Origin of the sequence: Embleya sp. NPDC008237, assembly GCF_042956465.1 — a bacterium.
Lineage (GTDB): Bacteria > Actinomycetota > Actinomycetes > Streptomycetales > Streptomycetaceae > Embleya.
Genome location: NZ_JBIBGL010000004.1, coordinates 1 through 20,069, shown reverse-complemented (window position 1 = coordinate 20,069; position 20,069 = coordinate 1). Strand labels below are relative to the sequence as shown.

The 20,069-nt window shown below is 70.5% G+C and carries 18 protein-coding genes and 1 pseudogene; 9 read left to right on the top strand and 10 right to left on the bottom strand.

The features are described 5' to 3' along the window. Nucleotides 1–933: a LysR family transcriptional regulator gene (locus ACFZBU_RS10535; protein WP_391583107.1), complete on the bottom strand. Its 933-nt coding sequence runs from the start codon at nt 931–933 to the stop codon at nt 1–3. 204 nt (nt 934–1,137) lie between these two features. Here ACFZBU_RS10535 and ACFZBU_RS10530 point away from each other — a divergent pair, with 204 nt between their 5' ends. Both ACFZBU_RS10530 and ACFZBU_RS10525 read left to right on the top strand, forming a co-directional pair. Continuing rightward, nucleotides 1,138–1,539 carry a hypothetical protein gene (locus ACFZBU_RS10530; RefSeq protein ID WP_391583106.1) on the top strand — a complete coding sequence of 134 codons (402 nt, stop codon included), beginning with the start codon at nt 1,138–1,140 and terminating at the stop codon, nt 1,537–1,539. A gap of 72 nt (nt 1,540–1,611) precedes the next feature. Next, nucleotides 1,612–2,058: pseudogene (locus ACFZBU_RS10525) on the top strand (alpha/beta fold hydrolase); the annotation flags it as partial. A gap of 372 nt (nt 2,059–2,430) precedes the next feature. Here the strand turns inward: ACFZBU_RS10525 and ACFZBU_RS10520 are convergent. From ACFZBU_RS10520 to ACFZBU_RS10510, 3 genes are all read right to left on the bottom strand, one after another. Continuing rightward, nucleotides 2,431–5,892 carry a DNA polymerase III subunit alpha gene (locus ACFZBU_RS10520; RefSeq protein WP_391583105.1) on the bottom strand — a complete coding sequence of 1,154 codons (3,462 nt, stop codon included), beginning with the start codon at nt 5,890–5,892 and terminating at the stop codon, nt 2,431–2,433. A 375-nt stretch (nt 5,893–6,267) separates the two neighbouring features. Next, nucleotides 6,268–7,260: an aldo/keto reductase gene (locus ACFZBU_RS10515; RefSeq protein WP_391583104.1), complete on the bottom strand. Its 993-nt coding sequence runs from the start codon at nt 7,258–7,260 to the stop codon at nt 6,268–6,270. Between the two features lie 13 nt (nt 7,261–7,273). Next, complete coding sequence (locus tag ACFZBU_RS10510; protein ID WP_391583103.1) at nt 7,274–8,371, bottom strand: NAD(P)/FAD-dependent oxidoreductase; 1,098 nt, start codon at nt 8,369–8,371, stop codon at nt 7,274–7,276. 227 nt (nt 8,372–8,598) lie between these two features. On the opposite strand from ACFZBU_RS10510, the gene ACFZBU_RS10505 reads away from it, so the two are divergent. Beyond that, nucleotides 8,599–9,072, top strand: a complete 474-nt coding sequence (locus tag ACFZBU_RS10505) for a MarR family winged helix-turn-helix transcriptional regulator (protein WP_391583102.1) — start codon at nt 8,599–8,601, stop codon at nt 9,070–9,072. Between the two features lie 143 nt (nt 9,073–9,215). Here the strand turns inward: ACFZBU_RS10505 and soxR are convergent, their stop codons facing one another. Continuing rightward, nucleotides 9,216–9,680: a redox-sensitive transcriptional activator SoxR gene (gene soxR, locus ACFZBU_RS10500; RefSeq protein ID WP_391583101.1), complete on the bottom strand. Its 465-nt coding sequence runs from the start codon at nt 9,678–9,680 to the stop codon at nt 9,216–9,218. Between the two features lie 94 nt (nt 9,681–9,774). On the opposite strand from soxR, the gene fdxA reads away from it, so the two are divergent. The 3 genes from fdxA to ACFZBU_RS10485 all read left to right on the top strand — a co-directional run bounded on the left by fdxA (nt 9,775) and on the right by ACFZBU_RS10485 (nt 11,231). Next, nucleotides 9,775–10,128 carry a ferredoxin gene (fdxA, locus tag ACFZBU_RS10495; RefSeq protein ID WP_391583100.1) on the top strand — a complete coding sequence of 118 codons (354 nt, stop codon included), beginning with the start codon at nt 9,775–9,777 and terminating at the stop codon, nt 10,126–10,128. A gap of 334 nt (nt 10,129–10,462) precedes the next feature. Then, complete coding sequence (locus ACFZBU_RS10490) at nt 10,463–10,861, top strand: PRC-barrel domain-containing protein (protein WP_391583099.1); 399 nt, start codon at nt 10,463–10,465, stop codon at nt 10,859–10,861. 187 nt (nt 10,862–11,048) lie between these two features. Next, nucleotides 11,049–11,231, top strand: a complete 183-nt coding sequence (locus tag ACFZBU_RS10485; protein ID WP_391583098.1) for a YegP family protein — start codon at nt 11,049–11,051, stop codon at nt 11,229–11,231. Between the two features lie 340 nt (nt 11,232–11,571). On the opposite strand, the gene ACFZBU_RS10480 is transcribed toward ACFZBU_RS10485, so the two are convergent. From ACFZBU_RS10480 to ACFZBU_RS10465, 4 genes are all read right to left on the bottom strand, one after another. Further along, complete coding sequence (locus ACFZBU_RS10480) at nt 11,572–12,777, bottom strand: cytochrome P450 (RefSeq protein ID WP_391583097.1); 1,206 nt, start codon at nt 12,775–12,777, stop codon at nt 11,572–11,574. Further along, entirely contained in the window at nt 12,777–13,343 is a 567-nt protein-coding gene (locus ACFZBU_RS10475) for a cupin domain-containing protein (protein ID WP_391583096.1), read from the bottom strand. The genes ACFZBU_RS10480 and ACFZBU_RS10475 overlap by 1 nt, the downstream gene beginning before the upstream one ends. A gap of 20 nt (nt 13,344–13,363) precedes the next feature. Continuing rightward, complete coding sequence (locus ACFZBU_RS10470) at nt 13,364–14,416, bottom strand: type III polyketide synthase (protein WP_391583095.1); 1,053 nt, start codon at nt 14,414–14,416, stop codon at nt 13,364–13,366. A 578-nt stretch (nt 14,417–14,994) separates the two neighbouring features. After that, nucleotides 14,995–15,900, bottom strand: coding sequence for a LysR family transcriptional regulator (locus tag ACFZBU_RS10465; protein WP_391583094.1), 906 nt, complete (start codon nt 15,898–15,900; stop codon nt 14,995–14,997). 153 nt (nt 15,901–16,053) lie between these two features. On the opposite strand from ACFZBU_RS10465, the gene ACFZBU_RS10460 reads away from it, so the two are divergent. The 3 genes from ACFZBU_RS10460 (at nt 16,054) to ACFZBU_RS10450 (ending at nt 19,172) form a co-directional block, all read left to right on the top strand. Then, nucleotides 16,054–16,599, top strand: a complete 546-nt coding sequence (locus ACFZBU_RS10460) for a dihydrofolate reductase family protein (protein ID WP_391583093.1) — start codon at nt 16,054–16,056, stop codon at nt 16,597–16,599. A gap of 435 nt (nt 16,600–17,034) precedes the next feature. Next, nucleotides 17,035–18,192, top strand: a complete 1,158-nt coding sequence (locus tag ACFZBU_RS10455; RefSeq protein ID WP_391583092.1) for a recombinase family protein — start codon at nt 17,035–17,037, stop codon at nt 18,190–18,192. Between the two features lie 338 nt (nt 18,193–18,530). Beyond that, a complete protein-coding gene (locus ACFZBU_RS10450) occupies nt 18,531–19,172 on the top strand; it encodes an iron-sulfur cluster assembly scaffold protein (protein ID WP_391583091.1) in 642 nt (213 codons plus the stop codon). A gap of 185 nt (nt 19,173–19,357) precedes the next feature. Here ACFZBU_RS10450 and ACFZBU_RS10445 read toward each other — a convergent pair whose 3' ends face one another. Then, nucleotides 19,358–19,948, bottom strand: coding sequence for a GNAT family N-acetyltransferase (locus tag ACFZBU_RS10445; RefSeq protein WP_391583090.1), 591 nt, complete (start codon nt 19,946–19,948; stop codon nt 19,358–19,360). Nucleotides 19,949–20,069: the final 121 nt, after the last annotated feature.

The following is a 20,069-nucleotide window of genomic DNA, read 5'->3' as shown; positions in this document are numbered from 1 at the left end:
TTACGGGCGGATCGGGCTCGGCGCTCGGCGAACGCTGTCGACAACGGGTCGGGTCACGGCTTCGCGGAGCAGGTCCCGCAGTTTCAGTGCTGTCGGTAGGGGCGCGGTGGGCAGCGCCACGTGTACGGTCCGGCGCAGGGTCGGGTCGGTGAGGCGGCGCAGGACGAGTTCGTCGGGGACGGCCCGGGCGGCCAGCGAGGGGACCAGTGCCACCCCCAGCCCGGCGGCCGCGTAGCCGAACTTCCCGGCCCACTCCGCGACCCGGATGATCTTCCTGGGGGTGAAGCCCGCCCGGCCGCAGGCGTCGGCGAGCATGGTGGGACGGTCCCCGTACGCGTTCTGGAGCCATGCCGCGTCGTGCAGTTCACGCAGGTCGACCGTCTCGGCTCCGGCCAGGCGGTGCCCGCGCGGGAGGGCGACGAACAGCTCGTCCTCGCACAGCACCGTCGTTGTGACGCCGTCGGCCGAGGGCAGACCGGACGGGTAGTCGCTGACGACGGCGAGGTCCAGAGTCCCGTCCGCGAGGCGCTCGATCAGCGTGTCGGTCGGCCCTTCGACGGCGACGATCTCGACACTCGGCTCGGCGTCCTGTAGTGCCCGCAGGGCGGTGGGGACGAGCGAGATGTTGGCGGTGGCGAACGCGCCCACGTGCAGGAAGCCGCCGTGTCCGGCGTGCAGCGCGGCCAGTTCCCGCTCCGCCCGCGACAGGCGGTCGAGCACCTCGACGGCGTGGCGGTGCAGTGTACGGCCGGCGGGGTTGAGCCGGACGCCCCGAGGGAGTCGTTCGAACAGTGGTCCACCGGCCCGCTGTTCCAGGGTGGCGATCCGGCGGGACACCGCGGACTGCGTGTAGTTGAGTCGGGCTGCCGCCTTCGTGAACGACCCGCTCTCGGCCACGGTCACGAGCAACCGCAGCGCGTCGATCTCGAACATGTCCGTCCCGCCTGGGTGATCGTCTTCGGGGTCGTCGCCATCTTCCTCGATACATTCCTGGGACGCATGGGTTCCATGAGATCCGGTCGCTGGTGGTATGCCCGGCCTCGCCCTAACGTCGTTCGGGCGGCGGCGCTCAGAGGGGACGGGCGCCACCGCTTCCGCGGTTGCCCATGAGTTCCGGGAAGTATGAGGCGAAATGTCATGCGTCAGGGCATGGACAGGCTCGATGTTGTTCGGGCGTACGAGAGTTGTGCCCTCGTGAAGGAGGAACGCAGCCTTTCGCGGAGTGTGCGGCGGCTCGTGGTGGGGCTGCCGGGACTGCATATCGGCCGGTTGCCTGTCGCGGCCGTGGCAATCACGCGTGTGGGGTGGCGTGTTCGCGCCCTGGTGATCGCGCTGGCGTTCGTGGGCGTGGCCGGATGTGGAGGTGAGGACGACGAACGCAATCGCGTGACCGACCAATACGCCCGCCAGTCGCGTGCGGCGCTGACCGGGTCCGGCATCCAGCCCACCACCGATCGGTGTGCTCGCATGTGGGGTGCGATACCGAGCACGTCGCACCTGAGCGAGGCGCGATTCCTGCGCACCTGCGTGAACGGGTAGGGCGCCCCCGATGGCGGTTGCGTGATGGTGTGGCCGTTCAGTCCAGCCGGGTGACGGGGCCGGCCCCCGCGTACGACGCAGGACCTGTGCCGTTGGCTCGATGCGGTACTCGACGGCCTCGGCGTGGCGCGGTCCGCCCTGGGGGGTCACTCCTACGGTGGGTGGATCGTCCTGCACTACGCCCTGTGGGCGCCGGAGCGTGTGGAGCGACTCGTCCTCGTCGACCCCACCCTGTGCTTCGCGCGTTTTCGGCTCGGCTATCTTCTGCGCGCCCTGCCCGGCCTCGTCCGCCCGACCCCTGCTCGTCGTCGTGCCTTCCGGCGATCCGACCGTGGATGCCTGACTCTGCGGCTGCGATCCGGCGGGGGAGGAGCCGTCCGGCAGCAACGGCGCGGCCGGGCGCGGGGCCCGCGGGTACCGGTTCCGGTTTCCTGCGCCGGATTCTCGGTGAGGCGGATCGCGCGATCGCCACCACGCGACGACGCTCGCGAAGGTGAACGGGCGTGTACGTCGACGTGAAGATGTCGAGCACCTACGGTCGCATCGCATTCACTCGGCGTGAACAGGTGGTGGCATGGGGGAGTCGGCTGTTTCCCCGTGTGGCCGGCATTCGCGCGGTCCGGCGCCCGGCTACCCCCGTCCGGTCGTCGGACCGCGTCCCCGCCATGGAATGGCTGTGGCACGGCACGGCCGTCGGCTCCGTCGGCGCCGCCGTCACCGCCACCGGCTCCCTCTGTCGAGGACTCCGCCCCGACATCCTGCGCACCGTCTTCGACGGGAGGCGGCGACCGGCAGACGATGCGTCACCGCTCGGCACCGCTCGACGTTGGTGCGGGGCCTACGTCGGGTCGGGAGGTGTTCCGGGACGAGGAGGAATGCCACACCGTGTCGTCAGCCGGGGCTTCCGGGGCTGCGGTGGCCGTAGCGGGTGAGGTCGGCGGAGCGTTGGCCGGGGGGTTGGAGGTCGGCGTAGGGGTGTTGGAGTGCTCCGGTGCCGTGGACGAGGATGCGCCGTGGTTGGGCGGGGGTGGGGTGTGCGGTGGGGGCGCCGAGGAGGTCGAGGGCGGCCTGGGGGCCGTGGTCGCGGCGCAGGGTGGCGATCTCGTCGAGGTCCCAGGCCATGGTGCCGACGACGGTGCGCCGCCGTCCGCGGACCTGGATCTTGCCCCGTACCAGGAGCAGTCCGGAGTGGAAGACGGTGTGCGCGCAGGCGGGGTGGGAGTCCTCGAAGAAGGCGAGGTCTACGAGGCCGGAGCCGTCCTCGAGGGTGACGAAGATGACGCGTTTGCCGGAGGCGATGGGCGGGGTCTGGGTGGAGGCGCGGACGCCGGCGACCAGGACCTGTCGGCCGGCTGGTTGTTCGGCGAGGTGTGCGGCGTCGACGGCGCCGATCTCGCGGAGCAGTCGGTGGTGGTGTTCCATCAGGTGCCGGGAGAGGTCGATGCCCAGGACGTGGAGTTCCGCGCCGACGGCTTCGCGGGTGGTCATCTCCGGTAGGCCGCTGGGGGCGGTGGCGTCGAGTCGGCTGTCGGCGAGGGGCAGTTGGCCGTCGCCGACTCTGCGGGTGCGGCGGTGGAGTTCGGGCAGTTGCAGGAGCAGGTCCCGGCGGGTGAGGCGTCCGTCGTGGAGGCCGTCGAGGGCGCCGATGCGGGCGAGGTGTTCGGCGGTGGGCAGGGCGGGGCGGGCGCGTTGCCACAGGTCGGACAGGGAGGTGTAGGGGCGGCCGGCGTCGATGCGGGCGCATTCCTCGTCGGTGATGCCGCGCACCGCGGACAGCGCCAACCGCACCCCCCACGTGCCGTCGTCGGTCTGTTCGATGGTGTGGCCGGGGCGGGAGTGGTTGACGTCGACGGGCAGGATCGGGACCCGGTGGCGGCGGGCGTCGGCGACGATCACCCGACGCGGCCACATGCCCGGATCGTGTTCGAGGAGCCCGGCGTACAGCGCGGCGGGGTGGTGGGCCTTGAGCCACGCGCTCTGCAACGCGGGCACCGCGAACGCGACCGCGTGCGCGCGGCAGAAGCCGTACGCGCCGAAGCTCTCGACGATGCGCCACACCTCCTCGCGTACTTCGGGGGTGTAGCCGCGGGCGGCGGCGTGCGCGTGGAACCAGGTCCGGAGCGAGGGCAGGCGGTTGCGGTCGCCGAGCGCGCGGCGGGCGACGTCGGCCAGCGCCAGGTCGCAACCGGTCATGACGGACAGCAGGCCCATGATCTGCTCGTGCCAGATGGTGACGCCGTAGGTGTCGGCGAGAACGGGTTCCAGGTCGGGGTGGGGGTAGGTGGGGGCGGCGCCGTGGCGGGCGGCGATGTATCGCTCGGGCATGCCGCCCGCGACCGGTCCGGGTCGGAACAGGGAGATGTCGGCGATGACGTCCTGGACGCCGCGCGGTTGCAGGCGGCTGAGCAGGTCCTGTTGTCCGGGGCTCTCGAGCTGGAACATGCCGATGGTGTCGGAGGCCTGGATCAGCTTGAACGCGAAGAAGTCGTCGAGCGGCACCTGACGCGGGTCGTCGAGGTCGATGTGTTCGCCGGTGGTGCGCTCGACCTCGGCGACCGCGTGCGTCATCGCGGACTGCATCCGCACCCCCAGCACGTCCAACTTGATCAGGCCGAGGGCTTCGACCTCCTCCTTCGCGGCCTGGACCATGGGGAAGGCGTCGCCGGGCGTGGGCTGCACCGGCAGTCGGTCCAGCAGGGTGGCGTCGGTGATGATCACCCCGCAGGGGTGCATCGCCATCCCGCGCGGCAACGCGTCCAATTTCTCGGCCAGTTCGAACAGCGGCCCAAATCGCCCCGCCTCGGCCGCCAGCGACCGCAATTCGGGCAACTCGGCCAGCGCGGTGGTGATCCCGCGGGCGCGGATGTGGGGGAAGGATTTGGCGACGCGGTCGATGTCGGGTGCGGCCAGGCCCAGGGCGAGGCCTACGTCGCGCAGCGCGTGGCGGGCCCGGTAGGTCTCGGGCATCGACGTCACCGCGACGCGCTCGCTGCCGAACCGTTCGAAGATCCTGCGGTAGACGTCCAGGCGCCGGGCGGACTCCACGTCGATGTCCACGTCCGGCAGCGACGACCGGCGCTCGGACAGGAACCGTTCGAACAGCAGGTCGTGGTCCAGCGGATTGGCGGTGGCGATGTCCAGCGCGTGGCACACCATCGACCCGGCCCCGGACCCGCGCGCCGCCACTCGCACCCCCATCTCCCGCACGTCCGCGACCACTTGGCCGACCGTGAGGAAGTACGTGTCCACCCGCAGCCGGCCGATCACCTCCAGCTCCCGCGCCAACCGCCCCATCGCGGCCTCGTCGCGGTCCAGACCGCGGCGGACCATCCCGGCTCGGCAACGCTCGCGCAACACCCGCGCCGCCGACTCGGCCGTGGCACCGACCACAGCCGGCTCGGGGAAGAACGTGCCGCCCAGACCCAGGTCCGCCACCGGATCCACCCGGCACTCGTCGGCGGTGGCCGCGGTCTGCGCGAGCAGTGTTCGGGCGCGGTCGGGCCCGGCCCCGGCGGCGTCCGCGATGCGTGCCGCGGTCGCGGCCATCGCCGCCGGGTCCTTCAACCAGCGCTCGCGCGGATCGAGATAGTCCGGGCGATGGAAACGGATCGGGCGCAGCAGGCGGGCCGCGTCCAGGACGTCGGCGATCCTGTGCTGGTCGGGGTCGGCGTAGCGCACGGCGTTGGTCAACACCGCCGCCACCTTGACCCGGTCGGCCAGGTGCACGGTGCGGGCGGCCAGACGCGGCGAACCCGGCCCGGTTCCCGACGACGCGTAGGACGACCCGTAGTACAGACACTCCAGGCGCAGTGCGTCGCCGAACATTTCACGCCACGGGGTCAGCAGGTGCTCGGCGGTGTCGGGGCGGCCGTCGGACAGCGCCCTGACCGGTTCCGAGGTCGGGCCGAGCAGCACGGTCAGCCCGGGGCCCGCGTGCTCGCGCAGGGCCGACCACGGCACCTCCGGGGGCCCTTCGACGGCGTGTGCGGCCGAGACCAGGCGGCACAGCCGCGCCCAGCCCTCCCGGTTTCGGGCGAGGAGGGTCACGCGCAGCGGGGGTTGTTCGACGTGGGCTCCGCCGCGGACCGGTGTTCGGCGCCGCTGCGCGCGGGGCGTGTCGGGCGCGGCGGGGGCGGCGGGGGCGACGGCGAGGTCGACGCCGAAGATCGGGCGCACGCGGTGGGCCGTGCACGCCTCGGCGAAGCGCACCGCGCCGCCGACGGTGTCGCGGTCCGTCAGCGCCAGCGTGGTCATGCCACGCTCGGCGGCCCGCGTCACCAGGTCCTCGGGGTGCGAGGCGCCGTACCGGGCCGAGTAGCCCGACGCGACATGCAGGTGCGCAAAACCGTCCACCGCGCACCTCCGTCGGCGTCCACCCCCAAGTCCGAAAACTGCCTCTCATTCGGACAATAGTTCGAACAGACCGACTTCGCCAACCGACGCCCCGGCGTCAGCACCGATGGGGCCGCCGCCACGGCGGCGACATGCGGCATATCTCGTCGGGGTCGGGCTCGGTCCTGTTCGACGATCCTCTCGGGGCGCTTGACCGCTCGGTCAGCCTCGGCCGCCTGCGGTGAAGGACGCGGTGGCGCTCCCGTCCCACATGATGGATCGTGCGTCCGCGAGGTCGTGCCCGGGGATGGTGCGGGCACCGGACTGGGAGTCGTCGATGTCGAGCTACGGGGCGGCGCCGACGGCGTGGGCGGTCGCAGCCAGGGCGAGGGCGGGTCACCAGGCGTACGCCTCGGGTGCGGGCTTGGCTCCGTGCGGGCCGGGCGGCGGGAACAGTTCGTCCAGCGCGGCCAGGGTGGTGTCGTCGAGTCTGATCCGGAGCGCACGCAGCGAGCCGTCGAGTTGCTCGGCGGTTCGGGGGCCGATGATCGGCCCGGTCACGCCCTCCTGGGCGAGCAGCCAGGCCAGTCCGACGTGCGCGGGGTCCTCGCCGATGTCGGCGCTCAGCTGCTCGTATGCCTCGATGGTGTCGTGGTGTTCTGCCAGTGCGGCGGCCGAGTGTCCCGAGCTGCCGCGGGCCGCGCCGTTCTCGCGCTGTTTGCGCAGGACGCCGCCGAGCACGCCGCCGTTGAGTGGCCCCCACGGGATCACGCCCAGCCCGTACGCGCGCGCCGCGGGCAGCACCTCCAACTCGGCCCAGCGGTTCATCAGGTTGTACCTCGACTGTTCGGAGATCAGCCCGAGGAAGTGCCGGGAGCGCGCGGCCTCCTGCGCCTGCGCGATGTGCCAGCCGGCGAAGTTGGCCGAGCCGAAGTAGATCACCTTGCCCTGTTGGCGCAGGACGGTGAACGCCTCCCAGATCTCCTCCCACGGCGTGCTTCGGTCGATGTGGTGCATCTGGTACAGGTCGATGTGTTCGGTCCGAAGTCGCCTGAGCGACGCCTCGACGGCGCGCCGAATGTGCAACGCGGACAGGAATCCCTCGTTGGGCCCGTCGCCGGTCGGGAGGTAGACCTTGGTGGCCAACACGGTCTTCTCGCGCCGGCCGCCTCCCGCGGCGAACCACCGGCCGATGATCTCCTCGGTGGACTCCTCGCCGGGCCTGGTGCCGTAGACGTCGGCCGTGTCGAAGAAGTTGATGCCGTGCTCGTGCGCACGGTCCATGATCGTGTGACTGTCGGCCTCGGAGGTCACCGTCCCGAAGTTCATCGTGCCCAGCACGAGTCGGGAGACGGAGAGACCGCTGCGGCCGAGGTGGGTGTACTCCATGGTGCTGTTCCTTTCAGGCGGCTGTGGGGCCGAACCGGTCGACGAACCGGGCGGTGAACAGGTCCGCGCCCTTGTACTCGGCGACCGTCTCCGCCGGCGCGACGAACGGGCCTTCGGGGGAGGGCAGTTGACCGACGCCGCCGGTCGGGCCGAGCGGGAGCAGGATCATCGGGAAGGGCAGCGGCCGGTAGGTGTCCGCCGGCTCCCTGCCGTCGAGTCGGGCGGCGATGTTCCGGGCGACCACCTCGGCGTGCTGCATCGCGTAGCCGGCCATCTTGGCCTCCGCGACGTCGGTGATGTCGCCGACCGCGTAGACGTGCTCGTACCCCTCGACGTTGAGGAATTCGGTCACGGGTACCCGGCCCTGCGGGGTGAGTGTGGTGAGCTTGCCGTCGGCGAGGTAGTCGCTGTTGGTGCGGGTGCCGTACGCGCGGAACCAGATGTCGCCGGCGAGTTCATCGCCGTCGGCGGTGGTGACGGTGAAGCCGCCCGCCCGTCCCGGCTCGGTGGTCGGCGGCGCCGCCAGGCGAGTGTTCAGCCGCACCTCGATGCCCCGCGCGTCGAGTTGGGCGTGCAGGTCGGCGACCACCTCCGGCCGGAAGCCGGGCAGCAGTTCCGCGGCCGGGTCCACGATCGTGACGTGCTTGTCCGGCCAGACCTCCTTGATCTCCCCGGCCAGTTCCAGGCCGACCGGACCGGCGCCGAGGATCAGCACCGACTCCGACCGGCGTACTTCCTCGTGCGTTCGGCGCAGATCCTCGATGGCCTCGGCGATGGAGTCGGAGCCGGGATGGGCCGGGTAGGCGTAGCCGGAGCCGGTGGCCAGGACGATGTAGTCCGCCGGGACGTGGTCACCCGAGGCCAGGGTGACGCCGCTGGGGTCGACCGAGACCGCACGGTCGCGTATCACGGTGCCCCGCGGGAGCAGGGTCTCGAAGGGGAAGAACATGTTGGGCGCCCAGTCGGGCCGGGCCAGACCCCGCAGCGACCCGGCCACGTTGACGAACGCGTCCCGCGGATCGATCAGGACGATGTCGGCCTCGGACTCCAGCGCCTTGGCGACGGCGGCGCCTCCGTAGCCTCCGCCGATGACGGCAACCGTACGACTCATGATGCGACGCTCCCTGTGGGTTGGTTGAGTTCGTGCCGCGAATCATATTGATTCGTGCCACGAACCGCCTTGGTTCGTGCTGCGAATGGCATTGGTTCGTGTTGCGAACAGAACGCTAATAGTTCGTGGAACGAACTGCAAGTGTGGGTGTCGTGGATCGCCTGATCCGAGCAGCTCCGAGCCCGGGTTCGGGTGTTTAGTTCGTGGCGCGAATGTAGTATGGAGACATGGCCAAGGATGTGGATGGGCAGATGAGCATGGTGACCGCGCTCGTGCGGTCGTCGTTTCTGGTGGACGCCGTCTACGCGAAGGCCGGCCGGGAGTACGGCATCACGCCGCAGCAGGGACAATTGCTGTGCGTGCTGATGGCGCAGCCGTACGGGATGAGCGAACTGGGTGGCATGCTCCGGCTGGCGAAGTCCAGCCTGACCGGACTGGTCGATCGCTCCTCCCGGCTCGGGCTGGTGGAGCGCCGGCCGGCCCCGGACGACGGCCGGGCGGTCGTGATCGCCTTGACCGAGGCGGGCGCTCGCCTCGCGGACGAGTTCTACACCGAGACCTGCCGACGCATCGACCTTCTCGGCGCCGGCCTCGACGAGGCGGACCGCGCCCGACTGGCGGACCTGCTCGGCCGAGTGGTCGCGGACAACGAAGTACCCGCGATCTTCACGGACGCGGGCGAGGGAGCCGACCACGGCTGAGCTCCCACTCGGCGGATGGCGGCCGCTTCTTCGTCCAGGTGTACCGATCGGGTCGGGATCTCGATTGCCCGAGGCGTACCGCGTGTCGGCGCCCGACCCCGTCCGGGGTGGCAACGGCCGCCTCTGTTACGGAAGTTCGTCTCTCACAGTCGTCGGGGCCCGACACCATCCCCGGCGAGCGCGTCGCCGGGGTTCAGCAGAGCGCATGCCTTCATCGAGAGACATCCGCAGCCGATACACCCGGTGAGCTCGGCCTCGAGTCGTTCGATGGTCTGCCGACGCTCCTCCAGCCGACGCCTCCAGCCGCGCGAGGCGCGCTGCCACTCCTGGTGACTGGGCGGACGGTCGAGCGGCACGTCGGCGAACGCCTCTCGGAGGTCGAGCAACGGGATGCCGATGCGTTTCGCCACCGAGATCAATGCGACTCGGCGAAGCATGTGCCGCGGATAGCGGCGTTGGTTGCGATCGTCGCGTTCGGACGCGATCAGGCCGAACTCCTCGTAGAACCGCAGCGCTGAGACGGCTGCCCCGGTCCGGGCGCTCACCTCGCCGATGCTCAGCCAGTCGTCCGGGCCTGCTCGAACCTCACCTGAACGGTAACTCGTCATGCGCAGCCTCCTCTTGACCTCAACATTACTTGAGGCTCTACGGTCGGCCGCGTCGGAACGGCAAGCAGGAACACCCCGGAGAGGACGGCATTCGATGACGTTTGTGATCGCTGCGCCCTGTGTGGACGTCAAGGACAAGGCATGCATCGAGGCGTGCCCCGTCGAGTGCATCTACGAGGGGGAGCGCATGCTCTACATCCACCCGGACGAGTGCATCGACTGCGGCGCCTGCGAGCCGGTGTGCCCCGTCGAAGCGATCTTCTTCGAAGACGACACCCCGCACGAATGGCGCGACTTCAACACCGTGAATGCCGAGGTCTTCTCCGACCTCGGTGCTCCCGGCGGCAGTTCGAGGGTCGGTCCAATCGCACGGGACCATCCGATCGTGGCGCAACTGCCGTTCCAGGGTGCTGTCGCCTCAGCCATGGGGATCCAGTCCAAGCCCTGACGAGCCGGGGGGCGTTCACGCGGCGCCGTCGACGTCCCCCGACGATGCCCGACCGGTGTCGGCCCGGGTGGGTTCGGAGGGCAGGCGAGGTGAGTTCCCGGGCCCTGTTGTCCTTGCCGGCGGCAATGTGGTCCAGCCAACGCTTCTACCAGACCAGGAAAGCGGAGGCGACCAAGCCGCCGAATACCGTCGTTTCCTCGGACCACGGGTGTGGAGGGGGAGTGGTGGGGCAGGCGTGCGCAGAACCATGGCAACGACGAATCCCGGGCGCAGGGCGGCAGTTCGCCGCCGGCCGCGGGGCCGTCGATAGTCGTCGATATCCGAGGAGGTTCCTGTGAGCACCGGCGACAACGTGTGGGGTCACCGTCCCGAGTCCGGCTACATCGTGGGTACGAGCCTGGTCGGCTACAAGGTCGAAGCCACCGACGGTCATATCGGCAAGGTCGACAAGCACAACGACGACGTCGACGCGTCCTACCTGGTGGTGGACACCGGTGTGTGGATCTTCGGCAAGCACGTACTGCTCCCGGCGGGCACGATCGCCAGCATCGACCTCGAGAACAAGGTCGTGCACGTCTCGCGCACCAAGGAAGAGATCAAGAACGCGCCCGAGTTCGACAAGGACAAGCACCTCGACAACCACGACCACCGCACCCGTACCGGCGACTACTACGGCAACCCGGCGCCGGGCACCCCGGGCACCCCGGGCACCGGCCCCCTCGGCACGCCGTAACCGGCGGGCGGATCCGGATCCGGCTTCGACGCCGACTCCGCGAGGCTGCCCCCGACGGCGGCGTGGACCGGTATTTCGCCCCACGATCGCGGTCGGCGCGGCGGCCTCGCACCCATGAATCACATCCGCGGGTACCCGGGACCCATCGGTCCGGCACCCGCACGAATCGAGAGGTTGGGTGAACTCCATGGCAGGCAAGTTCGAGGTGTACACCGACAAGAACGGCAAGTTCAGGTTCCGACTCAAGGCGGGCAACGGCGAGATCATCGCCACCGGCGAGGCCTACGAGAGCAAGGCCGCCTGTCTCAAGGGCGTCGAATCGGTGCAGACCAACGCGGCCGACGCCAAGGTCGAGACTCTCGACTCGTGACCCCGACCGGGCCCGCCGCCCTCGCGAGCGCGGCGGGCCCGGGTCCGGAGCCGGGGTCGTTCGGCTCCATGGCCAGGGCGTATTCGAAATCGATGTGGCGGCGGACCGCTTCTGTCGCTTGCCGGCACCGGGAGGGCGAAGGAACGGGACGGCCGTCGCGCGGGTACCGGCCGGCGAAGTCCTCGTCGCAGCGCAGCCCGTCAAGCCGGTCCCGCACCCATTCCGCCTTCGTCCCGCCCGGGTTGCTCGCCGAGGTTCGGGTTTCGCGTGCTGGGGACCGGTGGTGTCTGCCTGTTGCGGGTTTGCCGGGTTTGCCGGGTCGGCCGGTCCGCCGGTTGCGTTACCAGGTGATCGGTAGTGCCACGGGGCCTCGGATGAGTACGTCCTTCTGCCAGGCCACGTCGTCGGGATCGACGGCCGACCGCAGGCCGGGGAAGCGTGTGAGGAGGGCGGTCAGCAGCAGTTCGGCTTCCATGCGGGCCAACAGGGGCGCCAGGCAGTGGTGGGGGCCGTGGCCGAAGGCCAGATGGGGTGGTCCCTGGCGGTCGATGTCGATCCTGGACGGCTCGGGGTAGTGCCGTTCGTCCCAGTTCGCCGCCACGTAGGAAACGTAGGCGGCCTCGCCGCGGCGGATCAGGACGCCTGCCACCTCGACGTCCTCGGTGGCGATGCGGGCCTGTCCCACACCGTGCTTGTGCGGGATCCAGCGCAGCAGTTCCTCCACGGCCGCCGGTACCGCGCGGGGATCGGACCGCAGCCGGTTCAGCAGGGTGTCGTCGGTGAGCAGGACGTGGACCATGTTGGAGGTGTGGTTGCGGACCGCGTGCCAGCCGTTGATGCCCATCAGCACCGCCAGGGCCAGGAGTTCCTCCTCCTCGATCCTGCCGCTCGCGACGGCGGCCGCCAGGTCGCTGATGAGGTCGTCCCGCGGTCGGAGGCCGCGTTCGCGGGCCAGTTCGCGGAAGAAGTCGCGGGCCTCCTCCTTGGCCTGCCGGGCGCGCTCGACTCCCGCCTCGTCCTTTGCCCGGGTCAGGATGTCGTCCGCCCACGAGCACAGGCGCGGCCGGTCGGCCCGAGGCACACCCAACAGGCCTCCGATGACGTGCATGGGGAAGGGGGAGGTCACGTGTCGGACCAGGTCGGCGGGCGGTCCGACCGCGACCATGGCGTCGAGGAGTTCGTCGAGTACGGCCTGGACGCGGGGACGCAGGGCTGCCATGCCGAGGCGGTTGAACGTCGAGGAGACCACGGAACGCACGCGTGTGTGGTCGGGCGGGTCGACGAAGCTGACGGCGCGGTCGAGCGGAACCAGGTATCGGTTCATGGTGGGCAGCGGACGGCCGACGATGTCGCGACTGAACCGGGGATCGGAGGTGACGAACCGTACGGCGTCGTGCCCGGTCACCAGCCAGCACTCGCCGGGCGCTCCGTGCGGCAGCCGGATCCGCATGACCGGTTCGCCCTGCAGCGCCTCGCGGAGAAAGGGGTCGAAGTCGAGCGCGGCAAGGTCCGCCACTTCGTACAGGGGGGCGTTTGCGTCCGGCATCATTCGCTCCTCGCCGGCTGGTCGTGGCGCAGCGGTGTGAGTTGTTCGATGTCGTAGCGGCCGCGCAGTGCGGCGATGGCGTCGTGATCCACGGGCCCGTCGGAGGACAGGATTTCCAGGAGTTCCTCGAAGTAGCGCTCGTGGTCCGGGGGCGGGGACGACTGGAAGAACATTCGGGCCGGGACGTCGGTGGGATTGGCGAAGGCGTGGGGACAGCCGGGCGGGACCGCGACGACCGTGCCGGGCGTGGCGCGGGTCACCCGCTCACCCTCGGGCGACCGCCATCCGCGCCAGCCGTGCGGGGTGCGCACGCGTGGTTCGAACGCGAAGATGTCGACCTCGCCTTCGAGGACGTAGAAGAGTTCCTCGCTGCGCGCGTGCACGTGCGCGCCGACGTCGAAGCCCGGTGGCACGAGCACCTCGAAGCTCGATGCCAGGCGCGACTGCGCGCCGGTCACCTTGAAGGTCACGTGCTGGGCCGCGGCACGTAGGGTGCGGCCCTCGCCAGGGGGCACGATCAGGCCGCCGGTCGCTGCGGGGGCGGTGGTGTGGGGGTGTCCGGTCATCGGGGTTCCTTCCGTGCGGGTCAGGGCGTACGGTTCCATCGGCCCAGTGCCATCTCGGCGGTGATGCCCGGGCCGAACCCGGCCAGCAGGCCGCGTCCCCGGTCGGCGGCGCCACCGGCGTCGAACAGCCGGCGCAGCGCGTCCAGTACGACGGCGCTCGCGATGTTCCCGTATTCGGTGAGCGTGGCCCGGCTGTGGTCGAACGCCTCCGGCTTGACCTGGAGGAACATGCTCAGGTCGTCGAGGATTCGCGGTCCGCCGGCATGCACGACGTAGAAGTCGAGGTCCGAGACGTCCCAGCCGTGCCTGTCGGCGAGGCCGCGCAGCGCGGGCGCGAGGGGTTCCATCGTGCCGGGCACACGCTTGTCCAGCAGGAAGTGGAAGCCGGTGGCCCGTACGTCGTAGGCGATCCAGTCCTCCGTCCCCGGGACGAGGTACGAGCCGTTGCGCTCCAGACGGATGCCGTGGCCACCCGTCCCGCGGACGACCGCGGCGGCGACGCCGTCGCCGAACAGGCCGTTGGACAGCAGTGATCCGATGCCGATGTCGGTGGGCTGGTAGCACAGTGAGCAGAACTCGCACGACACGATCAGCGCGTTCGCCCCCGGGTAGGCCGTGCAGAAGTCGTGCGCCCGGTTGATCGCCGCCCCACCGGCCGCGCAACCCAGCTGGGCGATCGGCAACTGTCGTGTATCGGAGCCGAATCCCATCGTGTTGATCAGCCAGGCGGTGAGCGAAGGCATCATGAACCCGGTGCAGGACACATAGATGATCACGTCGATATCCGCGGCCCGCAGCTCGCCGTCCTCCAGCGCCCGTCGCACGACCAGCGGGACTCGGGCCTTCGCCTCGGCCGCGTACCGCCTGTTGCGTTCCTCGAACCCCGGATGCGCGAGCGTGTCACCGATCGGCTGCACGAGATGCCGGGTCCGTACTCCGGTGTTCGCGATCAGACGCAACGCCAGGCCCAGTTGGGGATGCCCGGCATGGAGCGAGCGGGCGAGTTCGAGTGTCTCCTCCATGGTGATCACGTACTCCGGAACCGACACGGCCGGCCGACACAAGGTCGCCATGCACCACCCCAACCTCGCCGGCACGCGTGTGCCTCGGTTCACCCTGACGCGTCCTTAACGATCACCATCCCTGTGGGACACCCATGCGTGGCCACGACGACCCCTGCGGCGCGAGTTGCGGTGTCGTGGGTGGTGGGGCGGGGCGCTGGCGAGGGTGAGGGAATGAGGGTGGGGATGGAGGGTGGGGGCATGGGTTCGAGCGGTGGGGTGCCGGGCGCTGTGTGGACGAGGCGTCGACGCCGGCCGGGCCAGGGTGAGCGCGGAGCCGAAGGTGCGCAGTGCGGACGCGCGTTCGTACACCGTGACGTCGTGCCCGTTCGCACCCAGGACCCGTGGCGCCGCGAGGCTGCCGATGCCTGCGCCGATGACCAGTATTCGGCCTGACGCTGGTTCAGCTACGGCGAATCCACCCCGCCCCTGTCGTTTCTCAACCAATCGCATTCGCCCTGTTCAGAGACGACCCGGCGGATAGATTCGTTGGGAAAGGGAAAGCCGACACTCGCGTACGTGCCCGGTGTTCCGGGGTGTCGAGGCCGAATTCGGGGTTGCCGTCGGCCCGGAGCCCGCCGACGGAGCTGTCAGCGGATGGGCGTGGCGAGCTCGTGGACGATGTCGAGGTAGGTCGAGGCGACCGGGTTCAGGCCGGTGCGGGGCCACAGGAAGCCGTAGTCGATCGGTGGGGCGTCGTGCAGCGGGACGAAGGCCAGGCCCGGGCGGGAGTGGAAGTCCTGGGCGCGCATCGCCACCGTGCTGACGCCGACGCCCATGCTGACGTGGACCAGGACCTCGGGCCAGAAGCGGGTGGCCGGCCCCTGCGGGATCGGCCGGCCGGACGGGGTTCTTCGGGGGAAGTAGTAGTCCATCCAGTATTCGGGGATGTGTTCCGAGGCGATCGTGACCAGCGTCGTGTCGGCGAGGTCTTCCATCGAGACGGAGTCCTTGCCGGCGAAGGGGTGGCCTGCGGGCACCAGCAGTCCGCGCGGCTCGGCGAACATCAGCGGACCCTGCACGATGTCGGGCTCGTCGATGGGGAACTCGGTGAGCTGCAGGTCCACTTCGCCGGCCCGCATGCGGCCGAGCGGGTCGAGGAGCTGGATCTCCTGGATCTCCACCACGCTGTCCGGATGGCGCACGCGGAACAGGTCGGCGGCCTTGACGAGCAGGTTGCCGCACCACGCCCCGGAGAAGCCGACGCGTACCACACCCTTGATGCGCACGCCGCGGGTCGTGGTGACCGCCTGTGCGAGCCCGGCGGCGATCCGGTCGTACGCGGGGCGCAGGTCGTCGCGCAGCTGCTCACCAAGCGCGGTCAGCGTCACCTTGCGGCTGTTGCGTTCGAACAGCGGGCCGCCGACGCGGCGTTCGAGCTTGCGGATGGTCTGGCTGATCCGGCCGGTCGTGACGTGCAGGCGTTCCGCGGTGCGCCCGAAGTGCAGCTCCTCGGCGAGTGTGAGAAACGCTTCGAGCTCCAGCCGTTCCAGCATGCCCACCCCTTGATCGTTTAATCGTGCTCAACCTAGCGTGGCTCGGTCGTGTCTTGCTGCGCCGCGCGCTGATCTTGCACGCTGAAGGGGTCGCGTCCGAAGGCCCCGGGGCCTCGGAGCGGATCCCCCATGCTGCGAAACGGAGACTTCCGCATGAGCAAGGTCGTTGCGGTCATGTACATCACGATGGACGGCGTGGTCGAGGACCCCGCCTGGACCGGCCCGTTCTGGAACGACGAGCACGCCAAGTACCAGAACGGCCAACTGCGCGCGAGCCGCGCCCTGCTGCTGGGGCGCGCGACGTACGAGAGCTTCGCGAAGGCGTGGGCCCCGCGCGACGAGTCGGACGAGTTCACCGCGCGGATGAACCACATCCCCAAGTACGTCGCCACCACCACGCTGCAGACGGCGACCTGGAACGCCGCGATCCTCGACGGCGACGTCGTCGAAGAGGTCGCCAAGCTCAAGGCCGAGCCGGGCGGCGACCTCCTGGTCTACGGCAGCGCCACGCTCGTCAACACGCTGATCGAGCACGACATGGTCGACGAACTCAAGTTGTTCCTCCACCCGGTGACCGTCGGCACCGGCAAGCGCCTGTTCGTGGACGGCCTCGCCCCGAAGACCTGGACGCTCGCGGGCACCCAGTCCTTCAGCTCGGGCGCGATCGTCCTCGACTACCGCCCGGCCAAGGCGGCCTGACCCGCTGCCCCGCGGCGGGCACGGCGACCACACGCCCGCAACCGCGGGCGGCGTCGTCGTAGCCGCGCCACAGTCCCACGCACGCACGCACGGGCGTGCCGCCGACCGATCGGCGGTGCGCCCGTCACGTTCCCGAGCCCAGCTCAACGCGCGTTGCCGCGTTCCTGGTACGGGCCTCAACCCGGCGTCAGACGTCCCCGAACTGCGGCAACACCGGCGCGCACGCCGCTGACGGTGCTGTTTCACAGGCGGCCGCCTGTGAAACACGCCGACGGCTCGTGCTCGACCTGCACGTCCTTCGTTTCATGAGTCGTTGCAAACGAGGCGACGTCCGAAACGCACCCATGAAACGGTTCGGGGTGTGAGCGACGACTTCAAGCGCGTGGAAGCGCATGACTGCCCGATGTCCACCTGCGCAGCGCCTGCCGGCTCGCCGTGCGCCGGCCCGGGTCCGCCTGGACCGAACTGCCCCGTCCGGCGGGCGCGGACACCGAACCGATCGGACACATCCGCCTGGGGTACGCGCGAGCGTCCACCGCGCGCCAGTCGCTGGACTCCCAGCTCGACGCGCTCGCCGAGGTGGGCGTCTCCCTGGTGTTCTCGGAGAAGATCTGCACCCGCGCCACCAGACGGCCGGAGTTGGAGAAGGCCGTCGGCCTCGCCCGCCAGGTGCGGGCCTCCGGGGCCTGCGTCATCCTGGTGGTCCACGAGCACCAACGGCTCGGCCGCGGCCTCGATCTCGCGGCCCTGGCCGAGGACTTGAAGGCGAGCGACATCGGGCTGGAGTTCCTGACCGGTGAACTCCAGGGCTCGCACGACCCGTCCGGCGTGGTGTTCACGGTGTTGGCGGCGCTGTCGGGGATGGAGCGCGAGTACATCCGCGACCGCACCCTCGAAGGGCACGAATCCGCCCGCAAACGCGGCAAGACCATCGGCGGGGCCGGGGTCGCCGACGACCACATGGTGTCCATGGCCGTGCGCCTGCGCAACCAGGAGATGAGCCTGCGCGACATCGCCTCCCGACTCGTGATCACCACTCCCAGGAAGGCAGGAAGAAAGGCCGACACCCGTCGCGGCCTTCGTCGGCAAGGGGAGCTGTACCTGGGAGCCGCGCGATGCCGATCGCATCGTGGCCGGGCTGGACCGGCTGAGGGACTTCTACGACGAAGCGGCGCGAGCCGGCGACGCGGTCGTGTCCAGGGTCGATGCCTGAGCTCGTTGGCAATTCGAGCGTCCGCGGGCGGGTGGCTTTCCGGGTCGGTCCGGCAACAACGAGTGCGTGATCGATCCGTTGACCATCGATGTGGACAGGCTTCTGATCGATTGGCGGGCCGCCGCAGGCACCGCCGCGCGTCCTGCCTGCTCGGTGCCGGTGGCAGCCGGAGCCGTTGCGTGAATGGCACCGTCTGGTGTCGCGTCGGCCGGGCCCGCGACCGTACTTCAAGCTTCCGGGCCTTGGACATGCTCGATCCCCAGGAGATCGGGGCGAAGGGCCCGGCGGTCACGTGCATGCGGGTCCCCGGCGGGGACGTGGACGTGGGTGGCGGTCTTGGCCGGCGATCGGGGTGGGCGTTGCTCGGCCGGGGCGTGTGAGCAGGGGATATGGGCGCCATGTCTTGGTTCGGGCGTCTGCGGCGGGGCTTTCGCCGATGGTCATCCCTCGTCGTGATCTCCGAGGGCCCGCTCCGGGAACCGCCGCCGGTGCGGTGCCGTCCATCCGGACATCGACGTCGATGCGGCTTCGGCCCGGGTCGACGCGAATACCCCACACAAGTCACACAGCGGTCGGGGCGGGGGGCCCGGTCCAGTCGGCGGTTTCCGCGAGGGGGGTCCTGCGGACGACTGGGCGGGATCCGGCACGGCCTGAAGTCCGCCCGGTGCGCGTGCGCCGGGCATCGAAGCTTTGGGAAACGCGGGGATCCGGAGACAGAATGCGTTATCGACAGGAACAGCCCTATCAGTCGTATCCGCAGCAGATGCCGCCGCCCGGTGGTGAGCGCAGACGCGAGGAGGGACACGGCAGGCTCATGCTGGTCCTCACACTGGTGGGTACGGTCGCGACCGTGCTCAGCGTGCTGGTCGCGCTGGGCATCGGCCCGCTCGACGTGACGGGCGACGGCGGGAGCGGGGGAGGGGCCGACCACCCGCGTGCCGGCGGGGATTCGGGTCCCAGGGACGACGGCAGGCCGGCGCAGACGGGTGCGGCGTACGTCGAGACGGTGAACAGGATCTGTGGCGACAAGATCGACGACATCACGCGACGGGTCACCGAACTCAACCAGGCCGTCGCCGATCAGGACCTGAACGCGGTCGGTCTGAGCCTGTCCCAGGCGAGTACGGAACTTGCCGCGTTGACGACGCGCATCAAGGGCGTCGCCTTGCCGACCGACCCGAACGAGGCGCGCCCGCTGCGGGAATGGCGGGACCTGTACCAAGCCAACGCCGAGGCGATGAGCAAGGCCTCCAGTGAATGGCAGGACGGCAGCTACGAAGTCGCGAGCGCCACGTTGGAGGGCGCGCCGAGCGCCGCGGCGGACGCGAAGGGGGACGAGGTGCGCATCTCCTGCCCGTGACGCCGGTGCGGGTGGCGCGGCCGATCGGCGAGTACGGCCCTTGTGCCGTCCGGTTGGCGTGGTCGGCTGGACGGGCGCCGTGCCGCGGTGTGGCGCCGGTCGCCCGGTGAGGCGTTGTCGGCGGCGGCGCGGACGGCGCCCGGCCCTGGCCGGGTGGGGACCGAAGGGCCCTTTCCCGGGAGGGATCAGAGGTGTTTGACGAAACTCATGGAGCGGTCGGTGACGGTGAAGCCGAAGCTCCGGTGGAGGCCGAGGGCGCCGGTGGGGCTGTCGGCGTCGACTTCGAGTACGGCGTGGCGCAGGCCGTCGGCTCGCATCGCCCGCAGGACGTGGGTGAGCAGGGTGCGGGCAAGTCCCCGTCCGCGTGCCTGCCGTCGTGTGCCGACGGTGGTGATGTAGCCGAATGGGCCGTCGCGCGGCGGCCATTCGTCGCGTTCCACGTCGACGAAGGCGAAGCCGTCGACGTGTTCGTCGTCGTGCGCGTCCGGGGCGACGGCGAGGAGGGACAGGTCCGGGCGCGATGCCGCCAGTCGGTCGGCGGAGGCCCAGTCGGCGGCGGTGATCGGCGGCGGTCCGGGGCGACGGTTCCGTCGAGTTCGACGTCGACGCTCACCGGCGACCGGCGACCGGCGACCGGCGACCGGCGACCGGCGGGCGCGACCGCGGGCCGCGCTCCGCCGACCGCCGTGAGCGGGGCCGGGGGCCGACGGGGTGGCCGACACGGCGAGGGCGTTCCCCTGGGACATCGTCCCGAAGACGACCGGCAGGAAGACCATGCCCGGCTATTCCTTCAGGTGCGCGCCGACGACCGAGGCAGGACCGGTTGCGCGGGGGCTTGCCCACCGGTTCACCCCCGCGTTGTTCCGCGGTGCCGGCGGTTCGAGTCGCGGTGGACGG